Origin of the sequence: Sulfuriferula sp. GW1 (genome assembly GCF_047300855.1) — a bacterium.
In the GTDB taxonomy this organism is placed as follows: Bacteria; Pseudomonadota; Gammaproteobacteria; order Burkholderiales; family Sulfuriferulaceae; genus Sulfuriferula.
The window spans coordinates 2,162,608-2,185,930 of the sequence record NZ_CP170197.1; the positions used below are offsets into that span (position 1 = coordinate 2,162,608).

Below are 23,323 nucleotides of genomic sequence, written 5' to 3' on the forward strand. Positions count from 1 at the left end.
AGTACGGATGCGAACATATCCTTTATCTAGCCGCTGAAAATTGGCAATGCACCCAGAACTTCCTTTCCTCAATGCCGGCTTACGCGCCAGCCGGGAGCCTGCTTATTTTTTGAACACTTCCAGCGGGTGCGGGATGAACATCAAGCATTTAATTTTGCCCAGCGAAGGGGTGCACTCACGTATGTGCGACAGCGTACAGACTTCGTCTGCCTTGCCCGATAAAGTCATACCAGCTTTGAAATCGCCGTCACAAGGTTTCGAGGCTTTTTATTCAGCGTTTAACTCAGGAGAAAACCATGACCAGGAAAATTTTATCCGCCTTAATAATGGCCGGAACACTGGGGATGCTGCTCAGCGTTTCGGCTTGCAATACCGTGGCGGGCGCCGGTAAAGACGTTGAACGTGCAGGCGATGCCATTCACGACAAAGCCCGGGATGTTCAGAACAAGAATTAAGGCCATACCCGCAATAAATATAAAGGCTCTGCATGGAGCCTTTTTTTTATGCCTGCTGCGGCGTGAAACTCGCAAGAACGATCAGCTACTTTGGGATGGGCTTTTCCTGATTTTGTGAAACGGCACATCGCTACAACAATGGTTGGCGTGAGTGGCCAGTTGAGGGCGCTTATTTGCGATATAGGCGCCGGTGCTCAAGCCGGATTTTGGGTCGTATCGGGGATGGCTTTTGTCTCACGTGTTCTGCGCCGCGCTCGTTAGGGATATCTCCCTCCGCTTTTCAGCGACGTTGTTTTTGGACTTTTACTCGGCTGTCTTGGGTAGAGATCATGATGGGCCCTGAAGGGTCGGCGCTACAATCTTCTGGCTAACGAAAAGCCACATCTGTACGCTAGCGCACCGATCAAATTCATCCGGGCCGTTATATTGGCAACATGGCTACAATTCTGCTGTGTTTTGCATAGGATTACGATGTAGCGGTCGCCGCCCTGGAACCTCGATACTGGTACGGGGGATTAACGCATCTTTAGTAAAGGCGCCAACATTCAAACAGGCTCGGCTTGGTCTTTTGATCGCATAATAATAGCCCCCATAGAACACTTTCGATTTCGGCATTTCGCCAATAACAAGCTAGCAGCACTTTCTATTTTGGATGTCATGATGAAAGAACCCCCTTCTCAAGTGGCGCCATTCAATACAGTTGAAGGTATGGCTGCCCCCGCCAATACCGATAATGCGACGCTTCCCCCCACGCATGACACGGTGAATGCGCGCAACTTGGCGCTGACCCTTCTCGCTGTCATCGCGCTGATATTTGCACTTGATTGGGCCCAGGTTTTTGTCATTTCCATCCTGCTTGGAATTTTATTTGCCTATACGCTCAATCCGCTGGTGGCGTGGCTGGAATTAATCAAAATCCCGCGTGTATTGGGAGCCACTATAGTCATGCTCACCGTGGTCAGCGCGGGATTGCTTTGCACCTACGCTTTACGCGGGGAAATGCAGACGATACTGGATCAGTTACCCAAGGCTGCCAGCAAGTTGTCGTCCGTAACAAGTCATTTGCAACGTGGCCAGCTTAGTAACATGCAAAAAGTACAGATCGCTGCAAATGAAATTGAAAAAGCCACCAATCAGGTTGCCGCCACTCCGGAGGCTAACAAGCGAGTGAAGACCTATGTGGTCGTCGATCCATCTCCATTCAAGCTGAGCAATTTATTATGGTCAGGCTGGACGGGCCTGCTAACCTTTTTCGGGCAGGCTGTCATGGTGGCATTCCTCACCTATTTTCTGCTGCTGTCGGGGGATACTTTCAAGCGCAAACTGGTACGTCTGGCAGGGCCCACCCTGACCAGGAGAAAAATTACCGTTCATATTCTGGATGACATTAACAATTCCATCCAGAGTTACATGTTCATGCTGTTGATCACCAACGCCATGGTAGGTATTTTCACCTGGGCGGCCTTCTCCTGGCTGGGCCTGGAAAACGCAGGGGCCTGGGCGGCAGCGGCAAGCCTGTTGCATATCATTCCCTATTTTGGCCCCGTGATTACTGCCTCCGTTACCGGCATGGCAGCGTTCATCCAGTTCGATTCGATTTCACCAGCACTACAGGTGGCCGGCGCGTCGTTGCTGATAGCCACCATCATTGGCACCCTGGTCACCACCTGGATGACAGGCAGGTTTGCAAAAATGAATACAGCAGCAGTGTTTATTTCCCTGCTGTTCTGGACCTGGCTATGGGGCATATGGGGCATGCTGCTCAGCATACCCATCATCGTCATCGTTCGGGTCGTGTCGCAGCATATAGAACCGTTGCATCCTGTGGCAGAGTTGCTGGGAGACTAAGCAGACCACTGGATAGATAGCGGGCATGCAGAGCATTTGGAATTATGTGCGGTACCGAACAGAAACGTCCGGATAAGAGCCGGTATCATTTTAAACATGTGGGGGCTGACAACCCCAAACTCTGAAAGTCGATAACAAACCGGGCTCACATAATGCTAAAAATCCGCTCCATGTTAATTTTACTCGGCATGCTCCCGAACGCATGGAGCAGCAGCATGAGTTGCAACAGCGCAATTACCGTTACCGGTGTACCTCCCCGTCACAATATAAAAGTACTTCTTCAGGAGAAAATGGCATGAATGCAGCCAAGATGTTAGCAATCGTACTGATCGTGGCCGGTGGCCTGGGATTGGCGTACGGGGGTTTCACTTATACCAAGGAAACCCATCAAGCCAAACTGGGTCCGATAGAATTGTCGGTCAAGGATACGCAAACCGTAAACATTCCAATCTGGGCTGGCTTGGGCGCGATTGTCGCAGGCGTATTCCTGCTTACTCTGCGCAAGTAGCTTGAGTCCATAGCCGATGGGTGTGTCCATGAATCACGGACGGACCCATGCAGTATTTTGCCTGTTTTTTTACAGTCAACCGTACGGTAAAAAGACAGGATTTCCATGAACGCAACAACACCAGCAACGGAGAAAAGTATGGATAGGTTTTCTGATGAAATTACCAAAGAACAGTTGATCGCCGATTTCAAAGTGGTGATAGCGGATGCAGAAGCATTGCTGAAAGCAACTGCCAACCAGGGCGGCGAGAAGCTGACCGAGTTACGCGCCAAGGCGGAAGAATCCCTCCGGGTCGCAAAAGCCGGTATCGCTGAGGCGCAGGCGGCACTGCTTGTAAAAGCCAAAGCCGCAGCCCAGGCAACCGACGCTTATGTCCATGAATACCCGTGGCAAGCCATCGGCGCCGTCGCTGGCGTCAGTCTGGTAATCGGCATACTTATCGGGCGCCGCTAAGTTGCTTCGCCAGATCACCCCCCGTGGGCAAGGATCGGCTCAATGCCGGCGTTGCTTTGGCGCTGGCCAACCAGAATCTGATCGCATCTGAATGGGGTGGAATGACTGCCGTATTACTCTCAGATCACGCATCAATGCAGCAGGGAGCGCTGTAGCCATCGGATAAACCCCTGCAACATCCACCAAAGTCTGACAGACTTGCTGGGTGCAAAGCGTGTATGCTGTTCGCGTGATGATCGCACCGTCCGGTCGATTATTCTGAGACCGCCTATGGATACTGCACACAGCCCCAATCAAAACCATCTGCTCGCCGCTCTGCCTGACGCTGAATTCGAGCGTATTGCGCCACACCTCGAACGCGTGGCGATGCCGCTCGGTGAGGTACTTTATGAATCCGGCGGCCAGTTACAGCACGTCTATTTCCCGACGACCGCCATCGTGTCGCTGCACTATGTCACCGAGAGCGGCGCCTCGTCCGAAATCGCCGGGGTGGGCAACGAAGGCGTACTCGGCATTTCGCTTTTCATGGGCGGGAATACCACGCCGAGCCGGGCCATTGTGCAGACGGGGGGCCACGGTTACCAACTCAAGGCACCGCTGCTGATGGAGGAATTCAATCGCGTCGGTGGGCGTCGTGCCGGGGTGATGCAACACTTGCTCTTGCGCTACACCCAGGCGTTGATAACACAAATATCCCAAACTGCAGTATGCAACCGCCATCATTCGGTGGAGCAGCAATTGTGCAGATGGCTATTGCTCACACTTGATCGCCTGCCCTCCAGTGAACTGACCATGACCCAGGAGCTGATTGCCGGCATGCTCGGTGTGCGGCGTGAAGGCATCACCGAGGCTGCTGGGCATTTGCAGCAAGCGGGGTTCATTCGCTACCGGCGCGGCCATATTACCGTGGTCAATCGGGCTGGCCTGGAGTCCCGCGTGTGTGAATGCTATGGGGTGGTCAAGAAAGAACATGATCGATTACTGTGTGATGTACGCAATCGCCAGGAATTCCCGCTTACCGGTCACGCTTAGTCCTTCGCCTTGTTTCCCACTTTGCATAATAGCGCCGTCAACTGTGCGATAACGCACGGACTGCGCCAGAACTCAAGCACCATAATGGAAAATGCTTATCCAAAATTCATTCACTGACTTAATCATCCCGCCCCCAGCGCCCGCTTTGCAAAAGCATGCATTCTTTATCCAGGATGAGCGTATAACTAGGCGGGTGCTACCCGCACCTTCGGCCACGCGATCCGTCTCGCCAATTCGCGCTTTAATCTAAGGACGTCCATGCCCGAAATAATCCGCGATTCCGCCATTCAAAAAACCGCTACGGCGGATGGCATCTCCGAGCTGCGGCGCCAGGAAGTTCTGCTTAAAACCGGGGCCTTGCAGAACGCGATTCTCAATAGTGCCAATTTCTCGATTATCGCCACTGACGAGAAAGGCATCATTCAGCTATTCAATATCGGCGCCGAGCGCATGCTAGGCTATCAGGCCACCGAAGTCGTGAACAAGATCAGCCCCAGCGACATTCATGACCCGCAAGAAGTCGAGGCACGCGCGCGCGCTTTGAGCGCGGAGCTGACCACGACGATTATGCCGGGCTTCGAGGCGCTGGCCTACAAGGCTTCGCGTGGGATCGACGACAGCTACGATTTGACCTATATCTGCAAGGACGGCAGCCGCTTCCCGGCGACCGTGTCGATCACGGTGCTGCGCGATGATTATGATGACATTATCGGCTATCTGTTGATTGGGGCAGACAACTCGGTGCGCAAGCAGGTGGAAGCGGAGCTGACCAACGCCAAGGCCGCGGCGGAAAAAGCCAACCTCGCCAAATCGGATTTTTTGTCCAGCATGAGTCATGAGTTGCGCTCTCCGCTCAATGCAATCCTCGGTTTCGCCCAATTGATGGAGACTGGTGCGCCGCACCCTACACCCACCCAAAAGGCCAGCATCGACCAGATTCTCCAGGCGGGATGGTATCTGCTGGAATTGATTAACCAGATTCTCGATCTCGCGTTGATCGAGTCGGGCAAACTGTCTTTGTCGCAGGAGCCCATGTCGCTGCTCGAGGTCATGCTCGAATGCCAGGCCATGATCGAGCCGCAGGCGCAAAAAAGCAGCATCCACATCAGCTTCCCCCAGATCGAAATTCTTTACTTTGTGCATGCCGATCGAACCCGGGTAAAGCAGGTTATTCTCAACCTGCTTTCCAACGCGATCAAATACAACCGCCCAAACGGGACTGTGGAAGTGACCTGCAGCGTGAATCAATTGGGGCGCGTCCGCGTCAGCGTGCAGGATACCGGCCAGGGTTTGCCGCCCGAAAAGCTCGCACAACTTTTCCAGCCCTTTAATCGTCTCGGACAAGAAGCCAGCGCCGAGGAAGGCACCGGTATCGGCCTCGTGGTGAGCAAGCGCCTGGTTGAATTGATGGGGGGCGAAATCGGGGTGGAAAGCACGGTTGGAATGGGTTGTGTGTTCTGGTTCGAACTGAACCTGGCGGCTGAACCGCAAATCGCCCCTGGTTCAGACGTACCGCTGGCGTTGCTGCAAGCGCTTGTTCAACCCGGCGCTGCGCTGCGCACCGTGCTGTATGTAGAAGACAACCGTGCCAATATGCAACTGGTCGAGCAACTTATCACACGCCGTCCCGACTTGCGTTTGCTGGGCGCAGGTGATGGCACCCGCGGTATCGCGCTGGCGCGCACCCATCAGCCGAATGTAATCGTGATGGACATCAATCTGCCTGGCATCAGCGGTATCCAGGCGCTGAAAATCCTGCGCCAAGATCCGGCAACGGCGCATATCCCGGTGCTTGCCCTCAGCGCCAACGCCATGCCCCACGATATCAAGAAAGGCCTGGAGGCGGGATTCTTCCGCTATCTCACCAAGCCGATCAAGGTCAACGAGTTCATGAAGACACTGGATCAGGCGCTGGAATTCGCTGAAACAGGTTTGGATAACGAATCGCAGCTCATCACCTAGCAATGATAAGCGCCACTGATATTCTTGCCGCCAGCATCCTGATCGTAGATGACAAGGAGGCAAATGTACTGCTGCTGGAACAAATGCTGCAGGAAGCCGGATACAGCCGCGTATCGTCTACGATGGATCCGCATAGCGTCAGCGCGCTGCATCGCGACTACCATTACGACCTGATTCTGCTCGATCTGCAAATGCCCGGGATGGATGGTTTCCAGGTGATGGAAAACCTGAAGGAATGCGAAACAGACGGCTATGTTCCAGTACTCGTGATTACCGCTCAACCCGGCCACAAGCTGCGCGCATTGACCTCGGGCGCGAAGGATTTCGTATCCAAACCGTTTGACCTGGTCGAAGTCAAGACGCGTATACACAACATGCTGGAAGTGCGCTTGTTGTACAAACAACTCGAGGATTACAGCCGTGCGCTGGAATCTCTGGCGCTGCACGACCCGCTGACCGGGCTGCCGAACAGGCGCTTGTTAATGGATAGACTTTCATTAGCCATCGCCCATGCACATAGAAATCAAAGCACCATGGCGGTGATGTATCTGGATCTGGACGGGTTCAAGCTGATCAACGACACCCTGGGCCACGATGGTGGCGACACCTTACTGCAAATGGTCGCCGATCGACTGGTGGCCACGGTGCGCCGGGAGGACACGGTATCACGACTGGGTGGCGACGAATTTGTCATTGGCTTGTCGGAATTGAGTCACGCTGACGATGCGGTCAATATGGTATCTAAAGTGATACAGGCGCTCGCGCAACCCTATAATATCCAAGGCCGCAACGTGAGCATGACCGCCAGCGTGGGTGTCGGTATTTATCCCACGCATGGTTTGGCGGTGGATATCCTGATGAAGAACGCGGATCTGGCCTTGTATGAAGCAAAGCGCACCGGCAAGAACACCTATCGCATCGCTGCACACATCGACCGGGTGGCGATGACAGGTAGTTAGTTTTTCCATTCTTATCAGACTGAGTCGCAATACAAATTAAGGAAAGCGAATTTTATGGTGCTTCCCACCGATATTCTTAACGCCAGCATCCTGATCGTGGACGACATGGAAGCGAATGTGCTGTTGCTGGAACAAATGCTGCAGGAAGCCGGCTATTGCCGCGTATCGTCTACGATGGATCCGCATAGCGTCAGCGCGCTGCATCGCGACCACCATTACGACCTGATTCTGCTCGATCTGCAAATGCCCGGGATGGATGGTTTCCAGGTGATGGAGAGCCTGAAGAAAATTGAAATAGACGGCTATGTTCCGATACTCGTGATTACCGCTCAACCGGCCCACAAGCTGCGCGCACTGGCCTCGGGCGCGAAGGATTTCGTATCCAAACCGTTTGACCTGATCGAAGTCAAGACGCGTATACACAACATGCTGGAAGTGCGCTTGTTGTATAAGCAACTCGAACATTTCAACCAGGTGCTGGAACAGACGGTACAGGAACGCACGGCCGAGCTGCGCGAAAGCGAAGTGCGCTTTCGCCGGTTGACTGAACTGTCATCCGACTGGTACTGGGAACAGGACGAAAACGGGCACTTCACCAATGTTTACGGGCCGGTGCTGGAAATGCTCAGCCCTGCCCAAGCGGATTCCCTACCCGACGCACCCCAGGAAACACCGGCCGCGCGCTGGAATGAGACCGAGCGCGCCGCACTCGCAGCGAACATCGCGGCGCGCCGGCCATTCCTGAATTTCATCTACAGCCGGGTTCTTGCCGATGGTGTGCATCAATATTTTCAGGTGAGCGGAGAGCCGAAGTTCGATCCAATCGGACGCTTTACCGGCTACCGTGGTGTGGGCAGAGACGTTACCGAGATCATGCTCGATATTGCCACTCCGGTTACGGCATAACCCGGCCGCTGTGCGTAACCGGGAATACCTGGCGGCCAGGCGCCGCGTCCGCAGTTGCGAAAACGGGAACGGTATCCCGACTACGACTCATATCCCTGTGGATTTTGCGACTGCCAGCGCCACGAATCGGCACACATGACATTCACATCGCGTTGCGCCTGCCAGCCGAATAACTGCTGCGCGAGTGCAGGATCGGCATAACAACTGGCGATATCCCCGGCTCTTCGATCTACAATCTGGTAGGGTATTTCACGTCCGCTTGCCGCGGCAAAGGCCCGCACCATATCCAGCACGCTATAACCACGCCCGGTACCCAGATTGACCGTCACCAGACCGTCGTGACTTTCCAGATAACGCAGCGCCGCCACATGCCCCAAGGCCAGATCCACCACATGAATGTAATCCCGCACACCGGTGCCGTCCGGGGTTGGATAGTCGCCGCCAAATGCTCTCAAAAATGGCAGCCGTCCCACCGCCACCTGCGCAATGTAAGGCATCAGATTGCTCGGGATGCCGTTCGGGTCTTCTCCAATTTGACCGCTCTCATGCGCCCCAACCGGATTGAAATAACGCAACAGCGCAATGCGCCAGGATGGATCGGCCAGGTACAGATCACGCAGAATTTCTTCCACGATGAACTTGCTGCGCCCATAGGGATTAGTGGTCGCGCCCACCGGGAAATCCTCCCTGATGGGTACGGTATGGGGGTCACCGTAAACCGTCGCTGACGAGCTGAACACTATGCTCTTCACACCTGCCCCGGCCATCACCTGGCACAGAGTCAGGGTGCCTCCCACGTTGTTTTCATAGTATCGCAGCGGTTGTTCCACCGACTCGCCCACCGCCTTGAGCCCGGCAAAATGAATGACCGACTGGATGTCATGCTGCGCAAAAATGGCCGTCAGCGCGTCGCGGTCGCGCACGTCAGCCTGATAAAAAATCGGCTTTTTTCCGGTGATGTCTTCCACCCGCTTCAACGCAACCTGCTTGCTGTTGCTCAGATTGTCGACTACCACGACTTCGAATCCTGCGTTAAGCAATTCCACGCAGGTGTGGGAACCAATATAGCCGGCTCCGCCGGTGATCAGGATAGTTGTCATTTTATTTTCTCTATTAAAACAAAGGGGCATTGCGCGTTAACTTCTGCTGCAGGAAACGCTTACTTCAATGCTTATCCGGTACCCGGACTGCAATGAATCGATCCACATAAACATACTTCACATATTTTTCACCAGGCGCCTGGATATAAACACCTTTGCCCTGATCCGTATCGTAACGGAACGGCCCACCCGGCACTTTAATAAAATGATACCGGCCATCGTTCAAAGTGCCTATCAATCCCGCATTGAACAAACCCATTGGGGGGGAATATCCCACCTTTGCACCGACGTCCTTGTCATGATTTGTGGCGGCGTCCACGCGAACACTTGCATATAATTCCCAGCGGCCTTGTTTGGGAAGTTTATCCAGCTTGAATTGCACCGCCCAGGTCGATGAATCACCATTCATTCGGGCCGCAGCACCGTCCGACGCGGACTTATCCTGGACGATTTGCGCCGACTCATAGCGATTGAAACTCAGATCCTGAAAATCCACCCAGTCCGACTTGGCCAGATCGCGCACCATTGCCGGGGCTTGCGGCGTACGCCGTTCAACTGCCAGCAATTCGTCCAGTTCCTTGATGTTGCCGCCCTGACGGTATTCGCTGACTTTCGCCGTCCGTATGGTCTGATTGAAACGCGCCAGACGTTTTGCGGTATCCGGTTGCCAGTGGATGCCTCGCTGCGCAGCTTCGTCCGCATACTCTTTACGTCGCACCAGAATGACGTAATCCACCGGCATGCGCGCTTCTTTCACATGCTCCAGAAACACCGGGTTGTTTGCCACTGCGGCCTGCGCTTTCTCGAACAACTGGTCAGCGGCGCGCACAAAATCCAGATTCAGCATCGCCACATCGACCTGGGTTTTCTCGCTGAGCACATCGCGGCTCTTTGCAATCGCCGCGTGCATCAGATCGATGTACTGGAGCACGTACGGGCTGGCCGCGCCGAAATAGTAGCGGCAATACTCGGCGACCAGCGCCCTGACGTCCTGCTTCGGATCCCAAAGCAGCCGCGCGATCATCCACACGCGCAGGCTGGCAAACTCTGCAGCCGGCGTATTCCAGCTGCCTTCGGCAAAATAACCATGCACATTCGGCAGCGTAGCCAGCCATTGCAGGCTGTGGCCGATCGGATAAATGTTGGATGTAGGCTGGAGGAAACCGCTGAAATTGGTAATGTGATCCCACACCAGAATGTGTTTCGCGATGGCATTCCAGCCGGCGATATCCTGACCCAGTTTCTGGTTTCTTCCCTGGTTCAGCGGCGAGCTGTAATCCACCTGTATCGTCATCGGGAATACCATCACATAGTCGGGCACCGTCATGCCCTTGGGCGGCGTGAAACTCCAGTGATAGGCATTGAAAGCCAGCCGCGCGCCGGGCAGGACCTGGCGTACCCGGTTGGCGATATCGATCACCATGTCCAGTCGCGGTGCGGATGGCTCGCCGCCATGCTTGTCGGCAAAGGCCTTGCTGGCCGGATCCATATCCCAACCCCAGTCCATGTCATGGAGATCGAACCAGACCTTTTTGTAATCCGGCAGTTGTTTCAATCGATTCACAATTGCCTCGGCCATCACCTGGCGCACTTGCGGATTCATCATCGCCACCTGGCCACCTGCATACCAGTCAGGATGCGCCTTGGCATATTGATCCTGCGGCATCAGCTCGTAAAAACTGGCTTCACCACCCTTTGCATCCCAGCTGTGATCCCAGCTATCGATTTCCGGTGGCGACGCACTGAACGACGGGCCGTGTGATTCACCGTTGAGCAGATTGTGGGCGCGATAAAGCTTGTCCTGTCCTTCATAGCTGAGCACTTCCCGATAGCTGAAACGCGGCACCTGCAGCGTATTCAGCCGCGCGACCTGCAGTTTTGGTTGCGCCGGCACATACGTGTAGGAAGGACTCAGCCACTTGACCCCGAGCTTGCGGTCAAGGAACCAGTTGACACCATACATGGTGCCGCGCGGGGTGGCCCCGGCAATCACCAGGTGCGGCCCCACCGTGCGGATGACGAAGCCGTCCTCGCCCAGCTTGTCGTAGGAGATATCGGGGCACAGCCGTTTGGTCAGAATGTTATCGCGTCCGACGACCAGCAAGGGGCCGGCCTGCGGATTGTCATCATCGGAAAAAGACGCGAAACCGGCACCGCTGATGCGCTTCAGATAATCGGCCAGCGTGGCGGCCGCGCCCAGGGTGATGGCATCGGCGTTCCGGGCCACATGGATGTGATAACGCGCATGGCCATTGTCAGCCAGAAGCAAACTGGCAGGCGACTTGCCGGCGCCGGCAGCAACCGCTGCAGCGATGATTTTTTCGGCATTACCCTTTTTTACTGCCGGCGAAAACATGGCCGCCGCCATGGTCTTTTGCTTCATGACGGCGGCTGTAGTCACCGGTTCGTTTGTCGGACTCACCGCAACCGCATCAAAATCAGCCGTGCCGGGTGTAGCCGCTTTCTTGCGCAGATACAGCACCACCTCGTTGGCGCCCGGCGGCGCTTCCACCACCACCGAATAAGGTTTCCATGCATGCGTGCCGCCGGTCACGAACAGCGCCGCCTCCGCCCCTGAATTCAGATTAACCTGCTCTGGCCCGCGCCATCCGGCATCGACCCCCGTCCCCCGAAAACTCAACTGGACAAATACCGAGCCGTCGGGCGCACCGTTGGAGCGTATCTGCATGCTCACCCGATAGCGTTTGCCTCCTTCGACAGGGCGCTTATCCTGAGCGGCAAATCCCGCTTTGATGCGCAGGGCCGAGTGCCCTTCGGCGACGTTATCCTTGATGATGTCCCCATCGCCCCACCAGGGCGCCTTGCCCGCCTCAAAGCCGCCATTCAGAATAATCCGGTCCGGTGCAAGGCTTCCTGCCGGCAGCCGCTCTATGGACAAATCGTCGAAATAGGCGGTCCCTTTAGGTTCCGGCTGGGTGTCGTGGCGCAGGTAAATCTGCAATGCCTTCGTATTGGGTGGAATCTGTGCCGCGGGAATAACCGCCGTATACTCCTTCCAGCCTGTCGTCCCGCCCACCGACAACAACGCCGGCGATTTACCGCCATCCAGAACAAAAGCCGGTGCCGTGCCCTCCAGCCAGCTGCCGAGGACCTCGCCGAAGTTGCCACTCGCGGCATTGAACCCCTCCCCCCTGAGCAATGCGCTGACCGCCACATCATGGGCGTTACAAGCATCGCACTTGATCCAGAGGTGCAGCCGGTAATCGAACCCGGGCTTGATCGGCACCATGCCGGCTGGTGCCTGATAAGCGAAACCGGATGCGAGCGACAGCGCTTTTGCGCCTTCATGCCGTTCTGTATTGACGATGCTGCCGCCTACCCAGGCGCTTTTTGCATTCTCGAACCCGCCGTCCACTACCGGTACGGGTTCACCCTGAATGGCCCAGCTCCGTGCGCAGAAAAACAGCGCAAATAACCCCGTCACCAGGAGGCGCAGCAAAGGATACAGGCGCGGCACCACGCAATGACGGCTACTCTTGTCTGGCTCTCTGCCAAACGACTTAGCGGACGGATAGATGATGTTCAACGCCAAAGCCCAGTAATTCCCGGTTGCCGGAACAGCGGTACACGAAACTTTTTCCTGAACCGCATCAGGCTTTTCAGATGCAGACGACCGGCCCAACTGAATGGGCCGGCCGCACTATTGCGCTGGTGATCGTGCACCAGTTTCGCGCCCGGAACACATACGACGCGAAAATCGGCCTGCCAGACCCGTGCGCACAGGTCAACATCTTCCATGTACAGGAAATAAGCCTCGTCCATGCCACCGATGCGGTTGAACAACGCGCGGCGCACAATGAACCCCGTTCCCATGACCCATTCGGCATCGAAAGGCTGATCGGTGTCCCACGCCGATAGCATCATGTGGCGGTCGATACGCGGCTTGAACGGCCAGTAACGTCCAATCGGCAGCCTGCGGCCGACAACATCCAGCAGGCTATAAAAGCGCCTGGCGGAGAATTGCCGAACACCACCGGGATAGACCAGATCCAGACCGACGATCCCCACATCGGCTTCCCGGTCAAACAGCTCGATCGCCTGTTGAATACTGAGGTCTTCGAAGTACGTATCCGGGTTCAATACCAGAATGAACTCGCGGTCACAGGCCGCCGCGCCAAGATTCACGCCAGCGCCAAATCCACCATTGGTTGCCGAGCGCACCAGCCGGATCCCTTGCGGCAGTTCCCGGCTGAGCCGTTCGAAGGAGTCGTCCGGCGAGGCATTTTCGACCACAACGATTTCTTCCGGGGCGGCGATACCCAGCCGCACAATCGACTCGACACACTTCAGCGTGAGATCGGATGTTCGATAGTTGACAACCACGGCATTCAAGACGCCCGGCATGCTCATTGACATAGCCCTCCTCCTTCAAACAAATGCATTGCCTGCACGGCAGCCTGCTTTCCATGGCAGGCCATCATTTCCATGCGCAAACCACTTTCGAGGGGATGTTTTGCGCACCCGCAAGGAACACATCCATGAGCTCAACCTTCCTGAAACCTGCAGTTTTGACGCGCTCTACAATATCTCTTGAAGAATGGCGCCAGAATACCGGGACTGAATTGGCCCCAGCCAGACGGCTATCGTGGTATTCGGGATTTCCGCAAAATACGATATTGCCCTGATCGAGAAAGGCGATTCGTGCGGTGCGATCGGTATCATAGAGAGGCACGCTGAAAATCAGTGCCCCGTCCTGACGCAATACCCGGAAGCATTCGGCATATCCCAGAATGTCGTCCGGAACATGCTCAAAGACCTGATTCGAGGTGACCAGATCGAAACTTTCATTCTCGAAAGTCAGTTGCTGGACGTCCTGATTCAGCACGCCATCAATGACGCTACCCGGTTTCTTCCCCGGAAAATACTCACTGGCAACGACCGTGGGCCAATGGGATCTCAACCAGGCAAGCGTGCATCCATAACTGGAAAGTTCGTATGCCGATTTTCCGGTATAAGGCGCCTTGAAAAATTTCTTGATGGCGGTTATCAGAGCAAGGTTGGTGATATTCGTCCTGCATTTCAGGCATCTCGTCATGAACGGATCTCGCCTGAACGACAAGAAAACGCTTTTATTGCAAAGCGGGCACTCGCCTTTCGAGAACCTCCATTTATACGGAATGTCCGCCCAACCGAGGTAGCGCATTGCAGAGCTTAGTCTTGGTGAAATCATGCCCATGCAAGCCTCACACCGCCCGGTAAACATGATCGATAATTCCCCACAGCTCCTGCGCCGAAAGGTCCCAGTCGAAACGCGTCACGTGTTCACGTCCCCTGGCTACCAGCTCGTCGCGCAGCACAGTGTCGCCGGCCAGTCTGTCCAGCGCCAGGGCAATGTCTTTTATCGAATACGGATCGACCATCAGGGCGGCGTTTCCTGCCACTTCCGGCATGGCCGAAACATTCGACGTCAATACCGCCACGCCCGAGGCCATTGCTTCAACGATCGGCAACCCGAAACCCTCGTATAACGAGACAAAAGCCACGAACAGCGCGCCCTTATACAGCTTCGGCAAGTCCTCATCGTTGACACGTCCCAGAAAATGCAGCCTGGATTCCACGCCCGCACGCCGGGCATGCTCGACCAGGGTCTGGTTGACATCCCCGGTCATAGCCAGATGAATATCCCGTTGCGGCAACACGGAAGCGGCGTAGGCTGAGATCAGACGCTGCAGATTTTTGTAGCTGCGATGATTACCCGGATACAGCACATAGCGGTAGGGCAATTGAGCCGCTTCCTGATTTTCAAGATAAATCCTGTCCACGCTGTTATAGACAACCGAGACTTTGTTCGGGGACATCCCTGACCATTCCAGGAATTCGCGGCGCGTGTAATCGGATACGCAAACAATGGCGCTGCATAACCTATATAACGGCTTGAGATAATAGTTGTAATACGCTGCATGGAAACGGCTGTAGAACCGCAAGTGAGTGAGGTCATGGACGGTAACCACGCTGGGAATGTGCATCACTGCCGGCGGCACAAATCCGGCGCTCCAATACACGCCATCGCGATCCGCTGCCGAACGCCGCAGGGCACGACTTATCGCAAAGGGGGAAAACGGACTGCCAATGCTGCCCTTCACCTCAAGACCGACCAGATTCATGCGCGAAGGTTTGCGTTCAACCATTGCCGTCATGACATTGCCGATCCCGGTTTTCAGCGGCCAGCGCATGTCGGAATAAACGCTAAGACGCTGTCCGCTCGATAAAATCTCCATCCTCCGCCCTCAGTCTATCCAGCCGAGAAAACGCTGCGAAGCCGCAATCCAGTAATATTTGGCACGCTTGAAATCCATCCTGAGCGCAGACAACATGCCACCGGCTACCGACCTGAAGATCAGATAAAAAACGAAATAAAATGGATAACCCGAGAGGCCGAGAACTCGTCCGAACCCCCGGTTATACAAACGTGCCCGTGAAAACGCCTTGTCGTCCATGACCATCAAGGGCTCGGGATGGAATATTCTCAGGTTCGGGTCATAACGCACATACATGGGCGCCTGAATGACTCGCAGCAAAAAGTTTACTTCTTCGCCCGCGCCCCAGCGCGTACCAGCGCCCACTCCCAGCGCTTCGTTGAACTGTCCGGCACGAATCACCGCTTCGGCGCGCAGGAAAATGGTATAAGACGTGGCACACTTCCAGACGTTGTATCGGTCGACCGTCAATATCTGATCCGACCAGCGCCCCTGGGACGCGACGCCGTTTCCGTCCACGCTGCGTCCGGTCAGGCCGCGCAGTTCAGGGTCCGCCAGAAACTGCTTGGCCACAAACTCCAGTACATCCGGTTTGTACCAGCAGTCATCATCGGGAAAGGCAACCAGTTCACCGTGAATGTGTTTCAGGCCTACATTCCTTGCGCGCGACAGGCCTTTCTCCGAACGCAGATAGACAAACTCCAGACGGTCGCGAAACTCATCCACCAGCTTCACCACGCGGTCATCTTCGTTCTGGTCAACCACGATCACTTCGAAGTTCTTGTAGGTCTGATTCACCAGCGAGTTGAACAGCCGCTCGATCTCCACACTGCGCCCTAGCGTCGCCATTACAAGTGAGAACTTCATGATCCGGCCCCATCGACGACCGAATCAATGATGTTCCACAGTTTCGCTGTCGAGTTTTTCCAGTCAAATTCGGAAACGCGTACAGCACCGCGCGCGATCAGCTGGAGACGTGCCGTTTCGTCCAGCGCGATGGCATTCAACCCATCGGTGATTTCCGCTATCGAATAGGGATCGACGAGCAGCGCGGCATCACCGGCGATCTCAGGCATCGAGGAGGTATTGGAAGTCATGACCGGTACGCCCGACGCCATGGCTTCGACGATGGGCAAGCCGAATCCTTCGTATAAGGAAATGTAGGCGACGGCCAAGGCACCCCGGTACAGTTTCGGCAGATCAGGAACATCCAGCCATCCGCAAAAATGCACTCGATCGGCGACTCCCAGGGCCACCGCCTGGGATTGCAAGCCGGTGTGGATATCTCCAGTCAATACAAGATGAATGCCATTCTGCGGTAATCGTGAACGTGAATACGCTTCCAGCAGTCGCGCCAGGTTTTTGTATGAACGGTGATTGCCCGGATAGAGCACGTAAGGATAAGGCAGCTTCAGGGTTTCCGTATTGGAAGCGTAGTCGGGACAAACCCCGTTCAACACCACATGCACCTTGTCCGGCGCCATTTTTGACCAGGAAAGAAAGGTGTCACGAGTGTATTCCGACACACAGATAATCGCAGCGCAGTGTCGATAAAGCGGCTTCAGCACCACATCGTAATAAGCGCGGTGCATGCGACTATAAAATAGTCGATGCGTCAAATCGTGCACAGTGACGACAGAAGGTATACGCGCCCATAAGGGGGGCAGGAAGCCGGGATTCCAGAATACGCCATCCCGTACGCGCTGCAGCGCACGTGTCAATGCCAGCGGCGCCGCCGGGCTACCCAGGCTGCCAGCTAGCTGCAGATCGATCAGGCGAACATGCGGTGGCGCAGCAGCGCAACACGCCGCCTGTACTTTGGCGATACCGGTCATGCGCGGCCAACGCAAATCGGCATAAACCGGATAGGCGGCGTGGGGGGTCATGCCGTCTCTCCGCGCGCGTTTACGCTATCTTGCCAGCCCAGATAACGCTGGGTGGCGGCAATCCAGTAATAGCGGGCACGCCCAAAATCGAGCCGGAGACTGGCGAGCGCCGCGCCGGCAAGCGGCCGTGCGACCAGGTAGAACACGAAGTAAACTGCAAAATCGTTCAACCTGAGCACGCGGCCAAACCCGCGATTGTAGAGTCGGGTACGTGCATAGGCTTTGTCGTCCATTTGCCGGAGCGGCTCCGGGTGATATAGCCGCAGCGCCGGGTCATATTCAACCGGCACGCCACCCCTGATCACCTTGAGCAGATAATTCACTTCTTCACCGGCGCCCCAGCGGGAACCTGAACCGACGCCGAGGCTCTCGTCAAACGGCCCCGCAAGGTCGACTGCCTCACGATGCAGAAAAATGGTATAGGACGTCGCACAAGTCCATACCCGGTAACGGTCCACCCGCAAAGGTCGGGTCGCCCAGCGTCCCTGCGACGGACTGCCCCCCTCGTCCACACTGCAGCCAGTCAGGCCGCGCAGCGACGGCTCGGCGGCGAATCTGCCAGCAACATAACCCAGTACGTCCGGTTTGTACCAGCAGTCATCATCAGGAAAGGCAACCAGTTCACCGTGAATGTGTTTCAGGCCTACATTCCTTGCGCGCGACAGGCCTTTCTCCGAACGCAGATAGACGAACTCCAGACGGTCGCGAAACTCATCCACCAGCTTCACCACGCGGTCATCTTCGTTCTGGTCAACCACGATCACTTCGAAGTTCTTGTAGGTCTGATTCACCAGCGAATTGAACAGCCGCTCGATCTCCACGCTGCGACCTAGCGTCGCCATTACAAGTGAGAACTTCATTTATTTACCCATTTGGTAAATAACATTGGTATCGCTGCCGGCGACGTGTTCTGCATCATAGCGCTCCCTTACTGGCACGATCCGCAGCGTGGCGCTGCAGTCCCCAGGTCGTCAGAAAACCGGCAAACAGATAGACGATTTCCGATTGATGCAAGGGATTCACTAATGACCAGGCCGCGACCGGGGCCAGCAGGAAAACCGAGGAGGTGCCGACGCCGGCAAAGAATACAAACCAGAATGCTAGTCCGGCAAATCCGGCAATCACCATGAAATCCAGTGGCGAAGAAAAAATTGAATTCGTACCCAAACCCAGGCCCATGATGGTGAACCACAATTGTGAAAAGTATCCTTCCACGAAACCGAATCCGTAGCCGGTCCAGTTTTCGCTGATCAGCTTGATGCTTTGTTCAAAAGCAAGCCCCCGTTCATCCTGAAGCCGTACCCGCAATAAATCCCCGGATAATTCCCAGCCAAAGTGCTGCATGTAAAATGCCGTGCCCGCGGCAATAGCCAGAACTTTCAGCCAGAAATGCCCGCGATGGTGCAACATAAAAGCAATCCCGCAGGCAATCAGTACGGTTTTCGATTCGCTCAGCAGGGCAATCAATATGCTGGCCCCGAAAAATTTCATCAAGGAAGAAAACCTGAAATCGGATCTCAAAAAAAGCAGATAAATAAGTAAAAATACGTAAATGGCGAACCAGTTTCTTTCCTTGAAGGTGCCATGAATGGCGTTTTGCATGAAACCGACTGCTTCGTAGACCACCGGCACTCTAAAAAACTGGATAAGGTACTGGATGGCAATGAAGGAGAATATGAAAACGTACCCATAAGGCAGTTTTTTATTGAAATATTTCTCGCCGTACATTCTTCCTATCAAATAGAACGCAGGATACACCGCAACAAATTTTATGATCTGTTCCACTGCCTTGATGCGGAAATAATGCGCCAGCAGGGTATCCACCAGTGCAATGGCAATAAAAAACAGGTAGGCGCCTATTTCCAGGCCCTTGACCCGAAATGACTTGGTGTAAACCATCACGCCGATGACGACGATTGCCCACAGATGGGCCGGCTGCGCCATGCCAACCTGAATGAACTGCAACGGCAGCAATAGCAAACCCAGAACGAACAGGCGTCCCAGCCACACTTCCGATGCTGCCTCGTGTGGCGCTGCATAGACTGGATGAATTGCGGGAGCATTCATGGTGCTAGCCTGCAAACTTCCGAACCGATAACCTGTTCTGCTGCATTCCTATCTCCCCAGGGTGGACTCTTTAAAACGCTTGATTGCACGGATTGAATTCAATGCTTTTATTCCCAGCCTGCCGATTTGCCCATTATGTAAAAGCGCCTCAAATGAGTCATTGGGTAATGCGGCCGAAGGCGCCACCGTAATCCCGATATCCGAGAACAGCTGCCCAAGATAGCTGCCTTCACAGGGGAGGATGTTCTTTGGGATGTGCCACCTGCGCAGAAACTCGTTCCACAAATGCACACACACCGCTTCCTCGGCGGCTTCCAGGCAGCCGGGCAACTCCTGCGGGCGAAAAAACCTGGCCACCTCCAGGTAATGGATCGGATAAAAGAACTTCTGCGGAAGCACAGTCACCCGTTCCGGAAATTCCCGGATGAATTGCGTCACCAGCTGCGGACCAATCTCGCCCCATGCGTCCAGAACCTTGCCTTTCAGATTCGCGCGACGCTCCAGTTCTTTTGCCAGGTCGGGATTCGATACATAAAAAACAGCGCCATTGACCTTTCCCGGTTCTTCGAGTCCCAACAAGATACCTTTTGATTGAGCCTGGAGTTCCAGATAAAAACTGGCGTCTTTCAGGCAAAATACATCGGTATCAAACCACCATCCGGCCTGCCGAGACAGCACCCGATAGCGGAAAATATCGGTGAAGGCCGCGACGGAATTCTTGTGCCCGCCCTGCGTGTAGGCGAAAACCTCTGCCTCATCGGCAAGCTCGGACGCATCACAAAGCTCCACACCTTCGGGAACCTGGAGATCCTTGTTGAAGGTATGCAGCAACACCCGGCAATGGTGATTGACAAAAGAGGACAGGCAGGCAGTCTCGTACAGACTGAGTGCCGGCCCATGCCAGAAAAAATTCGCGTTGATCACTGTATTTTTTTCCTTATCAACATCGTTCATACTGCCTGTGCCAGTGTCGCCATTCGCGCCGCAACGACTTCCCAGGACAGTTTTTCCACCGCCCCATCCCTGGCGCGTTGCGCCATCTCCAGACAGGCCGTGTAATGTTCCACACACCACTGCAACCGTTCCGCCGCATGCTCGCCACCGCCAGCGGTCAAGAATGTGCCATTGCCTTCCTCCACATAATCGACCACCCCACCCAATTTCGAGACCAGAAGCGGGAGCCCGGCAGACATGGCTTCAAGCACGGAGTTATTGGCTGTGGCGTCGATCAACGGCAGAAACATCAGATGCGCGCTGCGATAGCGCGCGCGCAATTCCGCGTCCGACAATCCGGCGTGCCAGTGCACATTTCCGTACTGCGCCAGCCGGTAATGCTGCTCGAAATTACGGGCAAATTTCGGCACGACCAGATGAAACTCGAAATGCACCGGCGCACGTTGCAGCTGGGTCAAAGTGTCGGTCAGCAGCGCGAAGTCGCGCAGCCATTGTCCGCAAAATAGCACCTCGACCGGCCCGTCAACCGGCAGCGAACGCCTGGCTTCAGGAGGCGAGAAAAAATCCACATCCACGCCATGCGGCACGAAATGCACATTCGCATGCCCGGTACGTTCCTGCAGGAAGCCCTGCGCCTGACGCGACAGCGCAATCACCAGATCCACGCCGGAAAGCACATTGCCGTCAACGCCATACATGCGCCACCAGGCCGGCGGCTGGTGCGAGACTCCGGCTATCCGGGTCCCTGGCCTACGCCTGTCCGCATGCGCAAAAGCATCGAAGTGATCTTCCAGCGCCTCGAAAAACACCATATCAAAATGCTGCGCCCGCAACATGCGCAGCGCAGCGGTCTCCAGCAGCAACCCGTTACGGTTATAAAAAGGGCTCCAGCCCTGCTTCTTCGGCACTCCCAGCAGGCGCTCGCGCAACACCTCCCAAATCAGCTGCGCACCAACGCGTATCTTGTCGCCCAGCGACGGCACTACACGCTGGACTTCGAAGTGCTTTTGCAACTGTTCGCCCAGGGGTGCCAGACCGCTATGTCCACCCAGATGATCCCAGCGCGCACTTACCAGCAATAATTTTTGTCGCATGGTCATTGACCTGATTGCTCCTGAATCAAAACGACTGCCACAGCGCAGGGCAGCCCGGCCGGTTCAGAACCCGCGTCACCGGAGTCATCTGTCCCGCTGTCCTGAGGCGCCGTGCCACCCAGGTAAATGAATCCCGGAGCAGCAACCTTTGCCCCGGCCGCGAGGCTGCGATGCACTACCGCATTGGCACCCACCTTGACACCATCGCCCAGCGTAATGCGCCCGAACAGCTTGCACCCTGCACCCAGATACACATCGTCACCGAGCACCGGCACGCCGCGCTTATCGCCAGAGCCGCCTACACCGATGGTGACGCCTTGCGAGATAAAGCAGTTGCGTCCGATGACGGCTTCTGGATTGACAAAAATACCGCTGAAGTGACCGATATAAAGTCCGGGACCGATGCGTGCGCTGCGCGGAATATCGATACCCCAGAGTATCTTGATGCATTCATTGAGCACGACATATACGGGTGCCAGCAGCCAGTTCAGCGGTGCTCGCTGACGTGCTGCCCACTGACCAAAGCGAAGCACGGTTACCGCGTGGATGCCCGGAGCGCGCAGGCAGTCGAACACGCGCCGCGCCTGTGAGCCTTCGCACAGTCGATAATACTGCGCCCAGTCTGCCCGCAGCGGCGCCTCGCGCTGATTATCGTTTTGGCGTACAGCCAATACCTCACCGGGTCTGGTTGTCATAGGTAGATAGCCTTCCGGGTTGTTGACGGCGTTAGCGGCCGCAATGCCTCTGCAAGATTGGCGAGTTGTTCGGCGTTCCACGCCCGCGCGGCGGCGAGCGCTTCGCGGATCAGGCCGGAACGCAATTCTTCATTGCGCAGCACCCGCACCACTTCCGCAGCCATAGCCACCGGGTCGTCATCCGGTACCGTCAAAAACGCCCGTCCACGCAGATTTTCCAGCCCCCGGCTCCCTGATTCTGTTACGACCAGCGGCACGCCGAGGGCAAGACAATCCATGGTCTTGATGTTCAATCCGGTACCCATGCGCACCGGATTTACCGCTAGCGCACCGCGTGCATAGGTCTGCGCGACGGAGTCCACACGCCCCATTTTATGCACGCCCGGAGCATCCAGCGCGTCGCGGCAGACGTCCCCGGCCAGCCATAATTCGAAATCCGGAATCTCCGCCCGGATCATGGGCAATGCACCGGTAATAAACGCATTGGCGGCATCCACATTGATGTTGTTGGCCGAGGCGACAAAAACTGCCCGCGGCATATTCGCCAACAACGCAGACTGCGACATATCGAGCAAATGACCTACCGTCGTCACTCGCGCGCGCCCTTGCAACGCCGCAGCAAACAAGCGCGCTTCACTGTCCTGTATCGCTACTACAACGTCCGCACGCGCCAGCCCCTTGCTTTCGTCAGCCTGCGTAGTGGCAAACCATTCCGGTTGCTTGCCGGCACGCAGGTAGTGCAGATGCCGATCCGCGAAGCGATCATGCGTATCGATGACTTTCACGACTTCAGCCGGAAAGGCCTCCAATGCCCGGGACATGAACACATATTCCACGAATACCCCATCAAATCCGTGCTGCGCCTGCAGCGCCCTGATCTGAGCCGTCAATCCCTGGTCATACCAATCGTCCACACCCCACACATGCGCCGATGCCTGCCCCATCCGCCGCAGCATGCTGCGGCGCAGGCGTGCCGAGACGCCATTGACGGTTTTGGGTACCTGATACTTCAACTCGGTGAATCGACCATCGAAATGCTTCATCATCGCAATGCGATCGCCGTCTTCCAGCGCGACCCAGGCAAAATGCAGTTCATGCCCAGCCGCCATCAGCCCATCCGCCAGCGCGAGAATTCGCGCCCGGTTGCCTGCAATAGGGGGATGGGTCGGAACGGGTGAGAGCATGA

General features: G+C 55.7%; 21 protein-coding genes. 8 read left to right on the top strand and 13 right to left on the bottom strand.

Features of this window, described 5'->3' with window-relative positions:
* The first annotated feature begins 296 nt into the window (after positions 1–296).
* From ACFDAU_RS10595 to ACFDAU_RS10630, 8 genes are all read left to right on the top strand, one after another.
* The gene (locus ACFDAU_RS10595) at positions 297–455 is read left to right on the top strand and encodes an entericidin A/B family lipoprotein (protein ID WP_413436897.1); all 159 of its coding nucleotides are present in this window, start codon (positions 297–299) and stop codon (positions 453–455) included.
* Between the two features lie 657 nt (positions 456–1,112).
* Complete coding sequence (locus tag ACFDAU_RS10600) at positions 1,113–2,303, top strand: AI-2E family transporter (RefSeq protein WP_413436898.1); 1,191 nt, start codon at positions 1,113–1,115, stop codon at positions 2,301–2,303.
* A 295-nt stretch (positions 2,304–2,598) separates the two neighbouring features.
* On the top strand, positions 2,599–2,811 hold the full coding sequence (locus ACFDAU_RS10605; RefSeq protein WP_413436899.1) for a hypothetical protein: 213 nt from the start codon (positions 2,599–2,601) through the stop codon (positions 2,809–2,811).
* Positions 2,812–2,949: 138 nt separating this feature from the next.
* Positions 2,950–3,264, top strand: a complete 315-nt coding sequence (locus ACFDAU_RS10610) for a DUF883 family protein (RefSeq protein ID WP_413436900.1) — start codon at positions 2,950–2,952, stop codon at positions 3,262–3,264.
* A 270-nt stretch (positions 3,265–3,534) separates the two neighbouring features.
* Positions 3,535–4,296 carry a Crp/Fnr family transcriptional regulator gene (locus ACFDAU_RS10615; RefSeq protein ID WP_413436901.1) on the top strand — a complete coding sequence of 254 codons (762 nt, stop codon included), beginning with the start codon at positions 3,535–3,537 and terminating at the stop codon, positions 4,294–4,296.
* Between the two features lie 258 nt (positions 4,297–4,554).
* Entirely contained in the window at positions 4,555–6,258 is a 1,704-nt protein-coding gene (locus ACFDAU_RS10620) for an ATP-binding protein (RefSeq protein WP_413436902.1), read from the top strand.
* Between the two features lie 2 nt (positions 6,259–6,260).
* Positions 6,261–7,217, top strand: a complete 957-nt coding sequence (locus tag ACFDAU_RS10625; protein WP_413436903.1) for a diguanylate cyclase domain-containing protein — start codon at positions 6,261–6,263, stop codon at positions 7,215–7,217.
* Between the two features lie 54 nt (positions 7,218–7,271).
* A complete protein-coding gene (locus tag ACFDAU_RS10630) occupies positions 7,272–8,123 on the top strand; it encodes a response regulator (RefSeq protein WP_413436904.1) in 852 nt (283 codons plus the stop codon).
* Between the two features lie 80 nt (positions 8,124–8,203).
* On the opposite strand, the gene galE is transcribed toward ACFDAU_RS10630, so the two are convergent.
* The 13 genes from galE to ACFDAU_RS10695 all read right to left on the bottom strand — a co-directional run bounded on the left by galE (position 8,204) and on the right by ACFDAU_RS10695 (position 23,321).
* A complete protein-coding gene (gene galE / locus ACFDAU_RS10635; protein WP_413436905.1) occupies positions 8,204–9,223 on the bottom strand; it encodes a UDP-glucose 4-epimerase GalE in 1,020 nt (339 codons plus the stop codon).
* A gap of 64 nt (positions 9,224–9,287) precedes the next feature.
* Positions 9,288–12,770 carry a DUF4838 domain-containing protein gene (locus ACFDAU_RS10640; RefSeq protein ID WP_413436906.1) on the bottom strand — a complete coding sequence of 1,161 codons (3,483 nt, stop codon included), beginning with the start codon at positions 12,768–12,770 and terminating at the stop codon, positions 9,288–9,290.
* Complete coding sequence (locus ACFDAU_RS10645; RefSeq protein ID WP_413436907.1) at positions 12,767–13,600, bottom strand: glycosyltransferase family 2 protein; 834 nt, start codon at positions 13,598–13,600, stop codon at positions 12,767–12,769. Before ACFDAU_RS10645 ends, ACFDAU_RS10640 begins: the two co-directional genes overlap by 4 nt.
* 61 nt (positions 13,601–13,661) lie before the next feature.
* Positions 13,662–14,420 carry a class I SAM-dependent methyltransferase gene (locus ACFDAU_RS10650; protein ID WP_413436908.1) on the bottom strand — a complete coding sequence of 253 codons (759 nt, stop codon included), beginning with the start codon at positions 14,418–14,420 and terminating at the stop codon, positions 13,662–13,664.
* A 7-nt stretch (positions 14,421–14,427) separates the two neighbouring features.
* Complete coding sequence (locus ACFDAU_RS10655; RefSeq protein ID WP_413436909.1) at positions 14,428–15,462, bottom strand: glycosyltransferase family 4 protein; 1,035 nt, start codon at positions 15,460–15,462, stop codon at positions 14,428–14,430.
* Between the two features lie 9 nt (positions 15,463–15,471).
* On the bottom strand, positions 15,472–16,308 hold the full coding sequence (locus ACFDAU_RS10660; RefSeq protein ID WP_413436910.1) for a glycosyltransferase family 2 protein: 837 nt from the start codon (positions 16,306–16,308) through the stop codon (positions 15,472–15,474).
* A complete protein-coding gene (locus tag ACFDAU_RS10665) occupies positions 16,305–17,327 on the bottom strand; it encodes a glycosyltransferase family 4 protein (protein ID WP_413436911.1) in 1,023 nt (340 codons plus the stop codon). Before ACFDAU_RS10665 ends, ACFDAU_RS10660 begins: the two co-directional genes overlap by 4 nt.
* Positions 17,324–18,187, bottom strand: coding sequence for a glycosyltransferase family 2 protein (locus ACFDAU_RS10670; protein ID WP_413436912.1), 864 nt, complete (start codon positions 18,185–18,187; stop codon positions 17,324–17,326). Before ACFDAU_RS10670 ends, ACFDAU_RS10665 begins: the two co-directional genes overlap by 4 nt.
* A 55-nt stretch (positions 18,188–18,242) precedes the next feature.
* Positions 18,243–19,394 (bottom strand): hypothetical protein, encoded by a 1,152-nt coding sequence (locus ACFDAU_RS10675; RefSeq protein ID WP_413436913.1) that lies wholly within the window; start codon positions 19,392–19,394, stop codon positions 18,243–18,245.
* 48 nt (positions 19,395–19,442) lie between these two features.
* The gene (locus ACFDAU_RS10680; protein ID WP_413436914.1) at positions 19,443–20,228 is read right to left on the bottom strand and encodes a hypothetical protein; all 786 of its coding nucleotides are present in this window, start codon (positions 20,226–20,228) and stop codon (positions 19,443–19,445) included.
* 116 nt (positions 20,229–20,344) lie between these two features.
* Positions 20,345–21,448, bottom strand: coding sequence for a glycosyltransferase family 4 protein (locus tag ACFDAU_RS10685; RefSeq protein WP_413436915.1), 1,104 nt, complete (start codon positions 21,446–21,448; stop codon positions 20,345–20,347).
* Positions 21,445–22,137 (bottom strand): serine O-acetyltransferase, encoded by a 693-nt coding sequence (locus ACFDAU_RS10690; protein WP_413436916.1) that lies wholly within the window; start codon positions 22,135–22,137, stop codon positions 21,445–21,447. Before ACFDAU_RS10690 ends, ACFDAU_RS10685 begins: the two co-directional genes overlap by 4 nt.
* Positions 22,134–23,321 (bottom strand): glycosyltransferase, encoded by a 1,188-nt coding sequence (locus ACFDAU_RS10695; protein ID WP_413436917.1) that lies wholly within the window; start codon positions 23,319–23,321, stop codon positions 22,134–22,136. Before ACFDAU_RS10695 ends, ACFDAU_RS10690 begins: the two co-directional genes overlap by 4 nt.
* Positions 23,322–23,323 lie beyond the last annotated feature (2 nt).

What these genes read in the sequence shown, in the direction of transcription:
- ACFDAU_RS10655 (WP_413436909.1), bottom strand. Translation starts at nt 15,462, where the DNA reads ATGGAGATTTTATCGAGCGGACAGCGTCTTAGCGTTTATTCCGACATG.
- ACFDAU_RS10690 (WP_413436916.1), bottom strand. Translation starts at nt 22,137, where the DNA reads ATGACAACCAGACCCGGTGAGGTATTGGCTGTACGCCAAAACGATAAT.
- ACFDAU_RS10685 (WP_413436915.1), bottom strand. Translation starts at nt 21,448, where the DNA reads ATGACCATGCGACAAAAATTATTGCTGGTAAGTGCGCGCTGGGATCAT.
- ACFDAU_RS10615 (WP_413436901.1), top strand. Translation starts at nt 3,535, where the DNA reads ATGGATACTGCACACAGCCCCAATCAAAACCATCTGCTCGCCGCTCTG.
- ACFDAU_RS10630 (WP_413436904.1), top strand. Translation starts at nt 7,272, where the DNA reads ATGGTGCTTCCCACCGATATTCTTAACGCCAGCATCCTGATCGTGGAC.
- ACFDAU_RS10620 (WP_413436902.1), top strand. Translation starts at nt 4,555, where the DNA reads ATGCCCGAAATAATCCGCGATTCCGCCATTCAAAAAACCGCTACGGCG.
- galE (WP_413436905.1), bottom strand. Translation starts at nt 9,223, where the DNA reads ATGACAACTATCCTGATCACCGGCGGAGCCGGCTATATTGGTTCCCAC.
- ACFDAU_RS10605 (WP_413436899.1), top strand. Translation starts at nt 2,599, where the DNA reads ATGAATGCAGCCAAGATGTTAGCAATCGTACTGATCGTGGCCGGTGGC.
- ACFDAU_RS10650 (WP_413436908.1), bottom strand. Translation starts at nt 14,420, where the DNA reads ATGGGCATGATTTCACCAAGACTAAGCTCTGCAATGCGCTACCTCGGT.
- ACFDAU_RS10660 (WP_413436910.1), bottom strand. Translation starts at nt 16,308, where the DNA reads ATGAAGTTCTCACTTGTAATGGCGACGCTAGGGCGCAGTGTGGAGATC.
- ACFDAU_RS10610 (WP_413436900.1), top strand. Translation starts at nt 2,950, where the DNA reads ATGGATAGGTTTTCTGATGAAATTACCAAAGAACAGTTGATCGCCGAT.
- ACFDAU_RS10625 (WP_413436903.1), top strand. Translation starts at nt 6,261, where the DNA reads ATGATAAGCGCCACTGATATTCTTGCCGCCAGCATCCTGATCGTAGAT.
- ACFDAU_RS10695 (WP_413436917.1), bottom strand. Translation starts at nt 23,321, where the DNA reads ATGCTCTCACCCGTTCCGACCCATCCCCCTATTGCAGGCAACCGGGCG.
- ACFDAU_RS10675 (WP_413436913.1), bottom strand. Translation starts at nt 19,394, where the DNA reads ATGAATGCTCCCGCAATTCATCCAGTCTATGCAGCGCCACACGAGGCA.
- ACFDAU_RS10670 (WP_413436912.1), bottom strand. Translation starts at nt 18,187, where the DNA reads ATGAAGTTCTCACTTGTAATGGCGACGCTAGGTCGCAGCGTGGAGATC.
- ACFDAU_RS10595 (WP_413436897.1), top strand. Translation starts at nt 297, where the DNA reads ATGACCAGGAAAATTTTATCCGCCTTAATAATGGCCGGAACACTGGGG.
- ACFDAU_RS10665 (WP_413436911.1), bottom strand. Translation starts at nt 17,327, where the DNA reads ATGACCCCCCACGCCGCCTATCCGGTTTATGCCGATTTGCGTTGGCCG.
- ACFDAU_RS10645 (WP_413436907.1), bottom strand. Translation starts at nt 13,600, where the DNA reads ATGTCAATGAGCATGCCGGGCGTCTTGAATGCCGTGGTTGTCAACTAT.
- ACFDAU_RS10600 (WP_413436898.1), top strand. Translation starts at nt 1,113, where the DNA reads ATGATGAAAGAACCCCCTTCTCAAGTGGCGCCATTCAATACAGTTGAA.